Raw genomic sequence first — 12,583 nt, forward strand, 5'->3', positions numbered from 1 at the left:
GGATCATGTCGAAAAGCAAGCTGATCAGACTGAATGCGGGGCGCTCGCGCTTCCAGATGCGCGTGGCGGGTCTGGCCTTTCGCGATGGGCATGTGTTGGTCCACAGAGCCGTGCACGAGAGCTTCTGGACCTTTCCTGGCGGCCGTGCGGAGATCGGGGAGACATCCGAGGAAACGCTGCGGCGCGAAATGCAGGAGGAGCTTGGCGCGGACGTTAGGGTTGTGCGGCTTCTCTGGTCGGTCGAGAATTTCTTTCATTACGAGGAACGCGACTGGCACGAGTTCGGCCTTTACTACCTGATGGAGATACCTGCGAGCTTCCCCTTCGATCCGCAGGAGATCGTGCATCGCGTGCAGGACGGCGACAACGATCTGGAATTCAAATGGGTGCGGGCGACGCGAGAGGCGCTGGTTGCACTCGATATCCCGCCCTATTTCATTGCCGAGGAGATCGAAGATCTGCCTTTGATGCCGCGTCATCTCGTCTGGCGCGATGGCGATCTCGATCAAGGCTAGGAGGGGTATTCGATGTCTGGTTTCGATCCAATTCGGAGCTTTCGAAAGCTTGCCTATAACAATGCGCTGGCAAATGTCCGGCTGCATCAGGCCTGTGCGACCTTGCAGCCTGGCGAGTTCGAGGCCACGCGTGTCAGCTTCTTTCCGTCGATCAAGTCGACACTCAATCACATACTGACGGTCGATTGGTTCTACGTTGATGCCTTGGAAGGCGGGACGCTGGGCCTCAAGGCCTTCGACATCGAGGAGCCGTATGACCGCTTCGATGAATTGACGACTCAGCAGATGGAGGTTGACCGCAGGCTGGTCGCCTTCTGTGAGGAACTGACATCGGAAACGGTGGTGCAGATCGTCAGTATCGAGCGCACGGGCCGTGTCCAGCAGGAGAGGGCGGACGATGTGCTCACCCATCTGTTTCAGCACCAGACACATCATCGCGGCCAAGTGCATGCCATGCTGGCCGGAACGAGCGTTGCGCCGCCTCAGCTCGACGAATTCGTCGTTGCCGATGACGCGCGGTTCAGGCGGGAGGAACTGGCCGCGCTTAGTTGGGATGAGACAAAGCTGATGCGCTGATATCGGGCTGCTGAGGCCTTGATCCGGCCAGCTTTTCTATCGTTTGCCGGAGCAGAGCCTTGCCGCCGCCTTGCCATCCGAGCGCGCGGATCCTCGATGTATCCATGGCGTTCACTGCTTGTTGCCGCGCTGCTGCGGGCAGTGCGTGCGGACAACCTGTCGCGCTTTGAAGATAACCCAGGATTTCGTGCGTATCGGTTAGAATATCCGAAAGATTGAAGGCTTGACCATCGATCCGGCTGGCCTCCGTTTCCAACAATAGGCGAATGGCACGGCCGAGGTCTCGGCCATGAACTTCCGTTCCCGTGCGAGACGGAACCGGTCTGCCATGCAGATAATCGTCGAACAGCCGGTCCCATTTGTTCGGGCGCAGATCACCATAGACGCCGGTCGCTCTCAGGCTCGCGGTGGCGAAACCGGGTGCGGAAAGAGAGGACAGGGCGTGCTCGGCGTCGCGTTTGACCTCGCCGTAGAGCGTGTTTGGCGTCGCGTTGCTCGCCTCGGTCAACGTCTCACCGGTGGGTCGATCGCCATAGACGGCGCGCGAGGATAGGAAGATGCAGCGGCGGATACCCGCTTTCCTGGCGGTTTCGAAAAGCCTGACCGTGCCGCCGAGATTGAGCCGGCGAAACCCATCGGGGTCCTCTCCCTCACCGCCGCGATACTTGCCGGGAATGTGACTGAAGGCGGCGTGCACAAAGACATAGGCATCGTCGAAGGCTTGGCTTTGGTCCTCGGTGGGGTCAAGGCTTAGCGGCACGAAGGAAACCGGCCGTGAGAAGAAGCCTGCTTCCGGCGCGTTGCGACCGCCAATCGCGATCTTGTACCCGGCCGACAGCAGCTCCTCGGCGATGTATCGGCCGACAAGACCCGTTCCTCCCGATATGAGAACCTTCATGCCGCCTCTTTTGGATTGGCGAGCGTCGCGATGTCCGGCACGCCTTGCCCCGTGTGGAAGGAATGCCACAGATCGATCAGCGGTCTGAGCAACTCCGCCTTGGGGTGGTTTTCCTCCCAGGGCTTTTCGTACTGATAGTGCAGGATCGAAACGCTGTTCCAGTTCCAGAGTTCGGGCATGCTGAACCAGACATATTGCAGCATGTTCATGAAGACAGGCAGGCCGTGCCAATCCGGGAAAAACGCCTCGAGAAAAGTTTGGTCCGTCCGCCGCCAAAAGACATCCGGGCGATCGAGTTGGTGCAGCATGTCCTGAAATGTTGCAAGAGATGGCTTGGCGACGAAGACACCGGAGTTCAGTCGGTGAAAATCGGAGAGGCTCTCATAGACGTTAGGCGCTGCCGAGAATTCGGGATAGTCGAAGAGCCTGTCGACGTTACGTAGTACGAGCGCATCCGCATCGATGAAGGCGCAGGTATCGTATTCGATCAGCTGCCAGAGCCGCAGCTTGCAGAAATTGTCGAGGGGCGTATGGAAGGAGGGCTTGCGGCCCTTGGTGAAGGGAGCGGCGGCATGGAGGTTGCCGCGCGCGTGCCGCTCGTTGAAGGCGTCCGAGAGGGGCAGGTGTTCGACTTCGACAAGGCGGCAATCGAGTGCGGCGAGCGGAGCGAGGTCGCTTTCGCGGACGCCGGCGGTATGCAGCACGACGATGTCGGCCTTGGTGCCGGTCCGAACGATGGAGCGCGCCAGCGCCAGCGCGCCCATGGCATAATCGGCATTCGTGACAAGGGTCACGAATGCCTGACCCGAGCGAGGACGGGTGTGTGCGCGTAGCCCCTGCAGCATTTCGCTTCCCAGCATCATGACACGGACTTCAACCTCTTGCCTTCGGGATCATGGTTGACGGTCGCGGCGAGGTCCTTCGTCCAGGCAGAGACGGCGGGGACGCGCGAGCGGTCGACGCGATAGGCATACTTCTTGGCGACATCGACGATTTCGCTGAGCAGGCCGGTTTCCAGTGTGATCGGCGCCAATCCGAGGCCAAGAAACTTGTCGTTCTTGACGATCAATTCGTTCTCGGGCGCTTCCTTGCGCGGATTGGGCAGGCGGACGACTTCGGCGCCGCTCATCTTGGCGATCATCTCGGCGAGATCGCGCACACGGTGCGTTTCGGTCATCTGGTTGAAGATCTCGACGCGGGCGCCGCGTGCAGGCGGATTCTTCAACGCAAGCTCGATGCAGCGCACCGAATCCTGGATATGGATGAAGGCGCGGGTCTGGCCGCCGGTGCCGTGCACCGTCAGAGGATAGCCAATTGCCGCCTGGATGAGGAAGCGGTTGAGCACGGTGCCGTAGTCGCCGTCATAGTCGAAGCGATTGATCAATTGTTCGTGACGGCGCGTCTGCTCCGTATGCGTACCCCAGACGATGCCTTGATGCAGGTCGGTGATCCTGAGCCCGTCGTTCTTGGCATAGAACTGGAAAAGCAGCTGATCGAGGCATTTCGTCATGTGGTAGATGGAGCCGGGATTGGCGGGATAGAGGATTTCCTGGCTTACCGTACGACCGTCGACCGTATCGATGCCAACGGGCAGATAGCCTTCGGGGATGGCGGCGCCGATCGTGGAATAGCCATAGACGCCCATGGTGCCCAGATGCACGAGATGCGCGTCGAGATTGAGTTCAACCAGCGCGTTCAGCAGATTATGCGTGGCGTTGACGTTGTTGTTGACGGTGTAATTCTTGTGGCGATCGCTTTTCATCGAGTAGGGGGCGGCGCGTTGCTCAGCGAAATGCACGATGGCATCGGGGCGATGCTCGGCGAGCCACTTCTTCAAAAGCTCGTAATCCTTGGCGAGATCGATGAGATTGAAGTGAATGCGGCGGCCGGTTTCGGCGTGCCAGATGCGGGTACGTTCCTGGATCGAATCCATCGGCGTCAGCGACTGCACGCCCAGTTCCGTATCGATCCATCGGCGGGAGAGATTGTCGAGGATGTGGACCTCATGACCGGCGTCGGAAAGATGGAGCGATGTTGGCCAACCGATGAATCCGTCACCACCCATTACCGCTATTTTCATGAGGCTTTTCCTTCTGCGCCGATCCGCTCTCCGGCACCATCCCGGATAGTCGGAGTCTATGACAATTGTTCAAAGCTTGCTTGATGGCAGAACTTCGGCCAAAGAGGTGCCGGACATTCAAGGAGATGCGGCAACGATGAACAGCCCCTTTCTGATAGCTGGGGAACTGGAAGCCGGAAGCCACCGGCTGGTGCAACGAGTCTACTATGAGGATACGGATTTTTCCGGGCTCGTCTATCACGCGCGCTATCTCCATTTCCTCGAGCGCGGCCGCACGGACTATCTGCGTTGTCTCGGCGTGGAACAGCGCGAACTCCTGAATGCGGACGAAGAAGGCCTGGTTTTCGTCGTTCATCGCATGGAGATCGACTTCAAGGGACCGGCGCGCATGGATGACGTGCTGACGATCCGGACCGTCACCGAGAAAGCGGGCGGCGCCAAGATGGTGCTTTCCCAGGAAATACGTCGCGACGATACTTTACTGATTGCCGCCAAGGTCATCATCGCCGTCATCAATGCCAAAGGACGGCCGCGCCGGCTGCCGGAAAAGCTCGCGGCGCAGATGCTCACGGCCTCGGAATCCGCTGGCTAGCAGGGTATTTGTCGGGCGCCGCTCAGCGGTGCTGCGCAAAGATAGGGTCAATTTCCTGAGGATGCTTGCCAAAACTTGAGTTTTATGTGAAGGAATTTCCGCGCAAGTCATGTCTGCGTGTGTCGCCGGTTTCATCCGGTCAGTTCTTCCCGGGAGCTAGAATAGCCTTCGCCGCCGCTAAATCCTTCATGGTTCGACGCTAACATTCTTTTAACCATAATAGTGTCTTACTGCTTTAGTCGGAGTTTGTGCGGTGCACGCCTTCCTTTGACCAAATTTGACGGCAAGAAGGCAATTGTAAGCTTGGAAGGCTTGACCAGGGCGTTCAGCGGCGGCTGCCAAACATTTCTTGTGAGATCACTTTTAGCCGCCCGGTCTAGCACCGGGCGTTTGGATTCGGGGATTTTGGATCAATGGAACAAGTAGCATTGGCAGCGGCCACCACACCGGACATCACTCTCTGGTCGCTTTTCATGCAGGCGGGCCTGGTGGTCAAGCTCGTCATGATCGGCCTTCTGGCCGCGTCCGTTTGGACTTGGGCGATCGTCATCGACAAGTATCTGAGCTATGCGCGAGCGCGCCGGCAATTCGATCAGTTCGAGCAGGTCTTCTGGTCTGGCCAGTCGCTCGAAGAACTCTATCGCACCCTTTCGGAGCGCAACAATACGGGCTTGAGCGCCATTTTCGTCTCGGCCATGCGCGAATGGAAGAAGTCGTTCGAGCGCGGTGCGCGTTCGCCGATCGGTCTGCAGATGCGTATCGACCGCGCCATGGACGTGACGCTGGCGCGGGAGTCGGAGCATCTGACCGCCCGTCTCGGATCGCTTGCGACCATCGGCTCCGCCGGCCCATTTATCGGTCTGTTCGGTACGGTCGTCGGTATCATGACCTCGTTCCAGGCCATCGCCGGTTCGAAGTCGACAAACCTCGCGGTCGTTGCACCGGGTATCGCCGAAGCGCTGCTGGCGACTGCCATCGGTCTGGTCGCGGCTATTCCCGCCGTTATCGCCTACAACAAGTTCTCTGGCGATGCCGGCAAGCTTTCGGGACGCATGGAAGGCTTTGCGGACGAATTCTCCGCCATCCTTTCGCGCCAGATCGATGAGAAGCTGCAGCCTCGCCAGGCTGCGCAGTAAGTCGCGGACAGAACCGGAGTATTCACATGGGAATGTCTGTTGGAGGCAATGGTGGCGGCGGTGGCCGCCGGGGCGGTCGTCGCGGCGGTGGCCGAGGTGGCCCGATTTCCGAAATCAACGTGACGCCGCTGGTCGACGTCATGCTCGTGCTGCTGATCATCTTCATGGTGGCTGCGCCGATGATGACGTCGGGCGTGCCGATCGACCTGCCGCAAACTCAGGCCGGCGCACTGAACGCCCAGACCCAGCCGATCACCATCTCGATCAAGGCCGATGGTCAGGTCTTTCTGCAGGAAACACAGATCAACGTGACCGAAATCGCCGCCAAGCTGCAGGCGATCGCGACCACCGGTTATAACGAACGCATTTTCGTGCGTGGCGACGGCAAGGCGCCCTACGGCGTCATCGCCGATGTCATGTCGCGCATTCAGGAAGCCGGTTACAAGAATATCGGCCTGGTTACACAGCAGCAGACAACGGATCACTGACGAATCGCCATGAAGCGCAGTCTTGCCACATCTGCGGTTTTTCACGTCCTGGTGCTGATCGGCGCCATGGTGACGCTGAGTGCGCCGGCGCCGTTGGCGACGCCGGAAAGCACGGCGATGGATGTCGATATCGTGCCGGCAGAACAGCTCCAGCAGGGCGAGAAGAAGGCACCGGTGACCGATCACGTCTCGCGCAAACAGACGACGAGGCAGGACCAGGTCGCTAACGCCCAGAACGTCGGCGAGAACAACGTCGACATCAAGAATCCGGTCGTGCCGACCAAGCGGCCGGAAAGCGATACCGCGGCATTGGCGCCCAAGAAGGTGGACACGCCCGTTCCACAGGACGATCCACGTCCGAACGATGCCAAGACGATTGAGCAGAAGGAAACCGAGGCTGCGCCCAAGGAAGTGGCCGCCGTTCCGCAACAAAAGCCGGATGTGACGCCTACTCCCACGCCGAAGACCGATCCGACGCCGCCGACCCCGAAGGCGGATGCGACGCCGACACCGCCGCCCGAACAGCCGACGCAGCAGGCCGAGATCCAGCTGCCGAACAATGTTCCCGTACCGGACATAAAGCCGCAACCGACGCCGCCGAAGACCGTCGAGCAGAAGCCGGAAGTCAAGCCGGCGCCGAAGCCGGACGTGAAAGTGGCCGACGCCAAGCCGACGGACAAGACCGCGACCCAGAGTATCAGCAAGGAAAAATCAGCTGACGACGGCAAGAAGGACGCGGACAAGAAGCGTGACTCCGCCAAAGGATCCAAGTCGACCCAGAGCGATTTCAACGAGAATGACATTGCGGCCATGCTGAACAACACATCGTCGAAGGGCGGTGCTGCAAGGTCGTCCAAGCAGGCTTCTGCCGGGGCAGAAACTCAGGTTGCCTCGCGCGGCGGGATGAAGTCGCTCGGCGGCGGTAAGCTTAGCCAGAGCCAGAAGGATGGTTTGCGCGACCTGATCGGTAAGAACTGGAACGTCATCCCGGGCATGGAAGGGGCGAGCGATGTCACGATCAAAGTTCATGTTCGTCTCGACAAATCAGGACAGATTATCGGCGCACCTGAAGTTTCCGTCAGCGGTGGACCGGCCACGACGCAGAATGCCCTGAGAGGGGCGGCTGAGCGTGCGGTGATGAAAAGCCGATCTGATCTGCAAAAGGAAGTGAATGCCGGAGGATTGTTGCCACCGGATAAGTATGACGGCGCGGATGGCTGGAACGAGTTGGTGCTCAACTTCGATCCGAGGGACTTGGGGCTGTGATGCGGCAACTGCAGCTTTTGACGAACCACTGTCCACACATAGGCTTGGGTCTGCTCCTGGCTTTGGCGCTGGTGCTGACGGGCGCTCTGTCGGCAGAGGCGGGAAGCGGTGCGCGGCGGCATCAGGATTCTGCGTTGAACAGCTTGCGCGAGGATCTTGCGAAGAACTTCAATGTCATGCCGGGCATGGAGGGAGCTAAAGAGGTCCGTGTCAGGCTGCATCTCAGGCTCAGCCGAAGCGGAGAGATTGTCGGTGAGCCAAAAGTTATGGTGACTGGCGGCCCCAAAGCGACGCAGCAAGCCATAACGACAGCCGCCGTGCGAGCTGTGCTCCGCTCTGCTCCGTTCAAGAACCTGCCAATGGATCAATATGACGACTGGAAAGAAGTCACCATCAACTTCGGTCCGGCTATCTGACGAATTAATGCTGAAAGGCTTGGCACATATGATCAGAAACTCCCTCGTTCGTCTCCTGCTGGTGCTGGCAGGCCTGACGGCCGCACTCGCCACTCCGGCCTATGCCGTGGTCGAGCTCAACATCAACAAGGGCAATGTCCAGCCCATGCCGATCGCGATCACCGATCTTCTGTCGAATGACAGTCTCGGCCCGCAGATCTCGGGCGTGATCGCCGCCGACCTGCAGCGCTCCGGCCTCTTCGCACCGATCAACAAGCAGGCCTTCATCGAGAAGATCAGCAATCCGGATTCGACACCGCGCTTTGCCGACTGGACGGCGATCAATGCGCAGGCGCTGGTCACCGGCCGCGTGACGCAGGAAGGTGGCCGTCTCCGCGCCGAATTCCGCCTGTGGGACACCTTCGGCAACAGCCAGATGATCGGTCAGCAGTTCTACGCGCAGCCCGACAACTGGCGCCGTGTAGCCCACATCATCGCCGACGCGATCTATCAGAAGATCACCGGCGAGAAGGGCTATTTCGATACCCGCGTCGTCTTCGTTGCGGAAAGCGGCCCGAAGACGGCCCGCAAGACGCAGCTCGGCCTCATGGATCAGGATGGTGCCAATGTGCGCATGCTGACCGATGGCAGCGATCTCGTTCTGACGCCGCGCTTCTCGCCGAACCGGCAGGAAGTCACCTACATGTCCTTCGCCAATCAGCAGCCGCGCGTCTATCTGCTGCAGCTGCAGACAGGCCAGCGCGAACTGGTCGGCAATTTCCCGGGCATGACGTTCTCGCCGCGGTTTTCGCCGGATGGCCAGCGCGTGATCATGAGCCTTCAGCAGGAAGGCAATGCCAACATCTACACGATGGACCTGCGCTCGCGCACGACCACGCGTCTGACCTCGACGGCTGCAATCGATACCTCGCCTTCCTATTCGCCTGACGGCACCCAGATCGCCTTTACGAGCGATCGCGGCGGCAAGCCGCAAATCTACGTGATGGGTGCGGATGGCTCAAACCAGCGCCGCGTTTCCTTCGGCGACGGTTCCTATTCGACGCCGGTCTGGTCGCCGCGCGGCGATCTCATCGCCTTCACCAAACAGTCGGGCGGCAGCTTTTCCATCGGCGTCATGAAGACCGACGGTTCGGGCGAACGCCTGCTGACAACCGGCTTCCACAACGAAGGCCCGACCTGGGCTCCGAACGGCCGCGTCATCATGTTCTACCGCCAGCCTGCTGGTTCCGGCGGCCCGCAGCTCTACTCGATCGATCTGACCGGCTACAACGAGCAGAAAATCCCGACTCCGGGCTTCGCTTCCGACCCGGCCTGGTCGCCGCTGCTCGAGTAATAGAGGCTCTGCCACTTTATCGCCGTAAAGTCCTGTGACTGGACCGTTTCCGGACAATTTTAGGACATCATTAACCATATTCGTTGGAATCGGATTAACCGAACCCGGTTACAGTCTGGCAACCCTGATAGAGACTAAGGAGAGACCGGCAATGAGCCGCATCGCAACCCCGGCCGTTGGCCATATGCAAAACCTCGCTCGCAACCCGATCATGATCGCGCTTTTCGTCGGCCTTTCTCTGGCTGGCTGCGCTTCCAAGAAGGGTCTGCCGAATGATGCCAACGGTCTTGGCCTGAACGGTGGTGCCGGCGCCGCTACTCCGGGCTCGCCGCAGGACTTTACGGTCAATGTTGGCGACCGCATCTTCTTCGACACGGACAGCACCTCGATCCGCGCCGATGCCGCCCAGACGCTCGACCGTCAGGCTCAGTGGCTCGCTCGCTATCCGAACTACGCAATCACGGTCGAAGGCCATGCCGACGAACGCGGTACGCGCGAATACAACCTTGCTCTCGGCGCTCGCCGTGCGGCTGCCGCCAAGGACTACCTCGCTTCGCGCGGCGTTCCGGCCAAGCGCATGAAGACGATCTCCTACGGCAAGGAACGCCCGGTCGCGACCTGCGACGACATCTCCTGCTGGTCGCAGAACCGTCGCTCCGTTACCGTGCTCAACGGCGCCGGCTCCTGATAGGTCAAGCGACCCGTCGAAATGCATAAGGCGGTCCTTGCGGCCGCCTTTGTTTTTTTGACCACACTTTGGCCGAACTCCGTTGCTTTTTGAGAGCAATTGTAAAAATCTCCTGTTCGAGCCCCTGGCCCGAAGAATCAATGAGACAGGACGATCCATATGAGAAAACTTGTCGTGGCGAGCATGCTGTGTCTCGCTGCCTTTGTCGGTAGTGAGCGCGATGCTTCTGCCTTGTCGCTGTTTGGAATCCACCTCGGGAGCCGCGATGCTTCCGCGCAGTCGGCACCGAACAACGCGTATCAGAGACAAGCACAATACGGCAATGCGCCGGTCATCAAGGTTCAGAACAGCGATGCCGAGGTTCGCCTGCAGCAGCTGGAGGACCAGATGCGCCAGTTGAACGGCCGCGTCGAGGAAATGAGCTATCAGCTGCTGCAGATGCAGGAGACGATCCGCAAGACGCAGGAAGATAACGAATTCCGCTTCCAGCAGCTTGAGAAGCGTGGTGGCAGCGCGCCGGCAGGCGGCGGCACGATGAAGAAGAGCGAGGCCGATGTGCCGGCTCAGGGCTCGAGCGGGAAGCAAGATGACATCGCCGGTGTCATCAGCGGTTCTCAAAACACAGGCGTTACCCCTCAGCGCGGCTCCAGCACGGGTAAGCCGCCATCGCAGCTCGGCTCTATCCAGTTTGATCAGAGCGGCAGCGAAGTGGGCAGCTCGTCTACCGGAACCGATAACGGTTCCGGCGCTGCGCCCAGTTCCGGTTCGGGGGCGCAGACGGCGTCGCTCGGCAACGAAAACGATCAGTACAAGGCGGCCTACGGCCACGTCCTGTCCGGCGACTATAGCGTCGCCGAACGGGAGTTCCGCCAGTATATCGACAGCTACCCCAGCAGCTCGCGGTCTGCCGATGCGAATTTCTGGCTTGGCGAAGCGCTCTATTCTCAGGGCAAGTACAATGATGCCGCCAAGACATTCCTGAATGCGCATCAGAAGTACAGCACGTCGGAAAAGGCTCCTGAAATGCTTCTGAAGCTCGGCATGTCGCTTGCCGCGCTCGACAACAAGGATACCGCCTGCGCCACGCTTCGCGAGGTCGGCAAGCGCTATCCGAAGGCTTCCAAGGCCGTTACCAGCAAGGTCGCAAGCGAACAGAAGCGTCTTGCCTGCTGAGTGCCATGTCTGAGGTCGCTGTGACCGGTGCTGCCGCCGCTCTTGCGCCCGAAGTCGCAGCCGCCGCGTTTCTTCATTCGCTGGCAAAGCCCGCTCATATTCTGGTCGCCATTTCCGGCGGCAGCGATTCCACCGGGCTGTTGATCGCCCTTGCCGAGCAGCTGAGTTCCTCTCCCCATTCCGATTTCACCCTCTCCGCCATAACCATCGATCATGGTTTGCGCGCCAGTGCCGCAGATGAAGCGCTGGAGGTTGCCGCACTCTGCGCCCAATATGGCATCTCTCATTTCACCCGTCGTTGGGATGGCGCCAAGCCGACGAGCGGCATTATGGCCGCCGCCCGTGAAGCGCGCTATGAACTGATGGCCAACCTTGCCGGTGAGATCTCAGCCGATGTGATCGTTACCGCGCATACCGCCGACGATCAGCGCGAGACGCTTGCCATGCGGAGCGCGCGCGGCGGCAAGGCGAGGGACGAGGCCGGCACCGGCGTTGCGGACGCAATTCTGTTCGATCGCCGCATCTGGATCGTCAGGCCGTTTCTTTCGTGTACGCGTGCGGACATCCGCGCTTATCTCGAAACACATGGATTGTCCTGGCTCGAAGACCCCAGCAACGAGGATACCCGCTACGAGCGCGTGCGGACACGTATGCGTCTGGCCGCGCAACCGCTTGATGCCATTGCAGCAAACAATGGTGCGAATCGTGTCGCATTGGCCGAACGAGCGGCGGCTTGGCTGGACGAGTATGTGACCGTTCACGCCGCGGCGCTCTGTGCGATCCGCCGATCAGCCTTGTCGGAGGATGCGGCGATTGTTGCTTATGCGCTTTCCTACCTTGCCGCTGTCTTCGGCGGTGAAGTCTATGGGCCCGGCCGCGATCCTATGGACCGCATTCTCGCTTTCGTGAAGGGCGGCATCCCGGGACGGCGCACGGCAGGCGGCGTCGTCTTCGATCTGCGCCGAGAGGCGCTTTATCTCATGCGGGAAAGCCGCAACATCGAGCCGCTGGCGCTCTTGCCGCGCGCAAGAGGTATCTGGGACGGCCGTCTGGAGGTGGTCAATCAAGGATCGGCGCCGATTTGTGTAAGAGCGGCCGGTGCGGATGACGCGTCGATTTTTCCACCGAGTTTGCCGAGGGGCGCTGTGCGACGCGCGCGCGCGGCCATGCCTCGGATTACCTCGGACGAGGCCGGAACAGCGCCTGACGTGACGGTTGCGCCTTATCTCGCGCCGTTCGACCGCTTTTTGACACGATTCGACCTCATATTTGCAGATCGCCTTTCGGTCGCTTTTGGCCGTCAAGCCTATATGCGGCCGCCGCTTTCGGTCCTATAGACGTAAAAAACATGTGTCGACGCTGTTTGCCTTGGCAACGGCTTGGCGCAACCCTATGTTAGGGATCAAGTAATGCCGTCGCTCA

Annotated in this window: 14 protein-coding genes; 11 read left to right on the top strand and 3 right to left on the bottom strand. The window is 60.1% G+C overall.

Annotated features, from left to right (window positions below; translation table 11 throughout):
• Positions 1-5: 5 nt before the first annotated feature.
• The gene (locus tag ACIQJ2_RS08475) at positions 6-515 is read left to right on the top strand and encodes an NUDIX hydrolase (protein ID WP_400677188.1); all 510 of its coding nucleotides are present in this window, start codon (positions 6-8) and stop codon (positions 513-515) included.
• Positions 516-527: 12 nt separating this feature from the next.
• Entirely contained in the window at positions 528-1,091 is a 564-nt protein-coding gene (locus ACIQJ2_RS08480) for a DinB family protein (protein ID WP_400677190.1), read from the top strand.
• Here ACIQJ2_RS08480 and ACIQJ2_RS08485 read toward each other — a convergent pair.
• Genes ACIQJ2_RS08485 through ACIQJ2_RS08495 form a run of 3 tightly spaced genes read right to left on the bottom strand, consistent with a single transcriptional unit; the run spans position 1,060 to position 4,069 of the window.
• Positions 1,060-1,989 (bottom strand): NAD-dependent epimerase/dehydratase family protein, encoded by a 930-nt coding sequence (locus ACIQJ2_RS08485; RefSeq protein ID WP_400677193.1) that lies wholly within the window; start codon positions 1,987-1,989, stop codon positions 1,060-1,062. The genes ACIQJ2_RS08480 and ACIQJ2_RS08485 overlap by 32 nt on opposite strands.
• Positions 1,986-2,852 (bottom strand): glycosyltransferase, encoded by an 867-nt coding sequence (locus ACIQJ2_RS08490; protein WP_400677196.1) that lies wholly within the window; start codon positions 2,850-2,852, stop codon positions 1,986-1,988. The genes ACIQJ2_RS08485 and ACIQJ2_RS08490 overlap by 4 nt, the downstream gene beginning before the upstream one ends.
• A complete protein-coding gene (locus tag ACIQJ2_RS08495) occupies positions 2,849-4,069 on the bottom strand; it encodes an NAD-dependent epimerase/dehydratase family protein (protein WP_400677199.1) in 1,221 nt (406 codons plus the stop codon). The genes ACIQJ2_RS08490 and ACIQJ2_RS08495 overlap by 4 nt, the downstream gene beginning before the upstream one ends.
• Positions 4,070-4,205: 136 nt before the next feature.
• On the opposite strand from ACIQJ2_RS08495, the gene ybgC reads away from it, so the two are divergent.
• The 9 genes from ybgC (at position 4,206) to tilS (ending at position 12,498) form a co-directional block, all read left to right on the top strand.
• The gene (ybgC, locus tag ACIQJ2_RS08500) at positions 4,206-4,661 is read left to right on the top strand and encodes a tol-pal system-associated acyl-CoA thioesterase (RefSeq protein WP_199087732.1); all 456 of its coding nucleotides are present in this window, start codon (positions 4,206-4,208) and stop codon (positions 4,659-4,661) included.
• A gap of 413 nt (positions 4,662-5,074) precedes the next feature.
• Positions 5,075-5,797: a protein TolQ gene (tolQ, locus tag ACIQJ2_RS08505; RefSeq protein ID WP_199148321.1), complete on the top strand. Its 723-nt coding sequence runs from the start codon at positions 5,075-5,077 to the stop codon at positions 5,795-5,797.
• A 26-nt stretch (positions 5,798-5,823) separates the two neighbouring features.
• The gene (gene tolR, locus ACIQJ2_RS08510; protein WP_400677203.1) at positions 5,824-6,285 is read left to right on the top strand and encodes a protein TolR; all 462 of its coding nucleotides are present in this window, start codon (positions 5,824-5,826) and stop codon (positions 6,283-6,285) included.
• Between the two features lie 9 nt (positions 6,286-6,294).
• On the top strand, positions 6,295-7,551 hold the full coding sequence (locus ACIQJ2_RS08515) for a hypothetical protein (RefSeq protein WP_400677206.1): 1,257 nt from the start codon (positions 6,295-6,297) through the stop codon (positions 7,549-7,551).
• Positions 7,551-7,967, top strand: a complete 417-nt coding sequence (locus ACIQJ2_RS08520) for a hypothetical protein (RefSeq protein ID WP_400677209.1) — start codon at positions 7,551-7,553, stop codon at positions 7,965-7,967. Before ACIQJ2_RS08515 ends, ACIQJ2_RS08520 begins: the two co-directional genes overlap by 1 nt.
• Positions 7,968-7,995: 28 nt before the next feature.
• On the top strand, positions 7,996-9,300 hold the full coding sequence (tolB, locus tag ACIQJ2_RS08525) for a Tol-Pal system beta propeller repeat protein TolB (protein WP_400677212.1): 1,305 nt from the start codon (positions 7,996-7,998) through the stop codon (positions 9,298-9,300).
• A gap of 151 nt (positions 9,301-9,451) precedes the next feature.
• Entirely contained in the window at positions 9,452-9,988 is a 537-nt protein-coding gene (pal, locus tag ACIQJ2_RS08530) for a peptidoglycan-associated lipoprotein Pal (protein WP_400677215.1), read from the top strand.
• A gap of 159 nt (positions 9,989-10,147) precedes the next feature.
• Positions 10,148-11,161 (top strand): tol-pal system protein YbgF, encoded by a 1,014-nt coding sequence (gene ybgF, locus ACIQJ2_RS08535; protein ID WP_400677218.1) that lies wholly within the window; start codon positions 10,148-10,150, stop codon positions 11,159-11,161.
• A 5-nt stretch (positions 11,162-11,166) separates the two neighbouring features.
• Positions 11,167-12,498: a tRNA lysidine(34) synthetase TilS gene (tilS, locus tag ACIQJ2_RS08540; protein ID WP_400677221.1), complete on the top strand. Its 1,332-nt coding sequence runs from the start codon at positions 11,167-11,169 to the stop codon at positions 12,496-12,498.
• Positions 12,499-12,583 lie beyond the last annotated feature (85 nt).

The organism is Rhizobium sp. NPDC092011 (genome assembly GCF_044756305.1).
GTDB lineage: Bacteria > Pseudomonadota > Alphaproteobacteria > Rhizobiales > Rhizobiaceae > Rhizobium.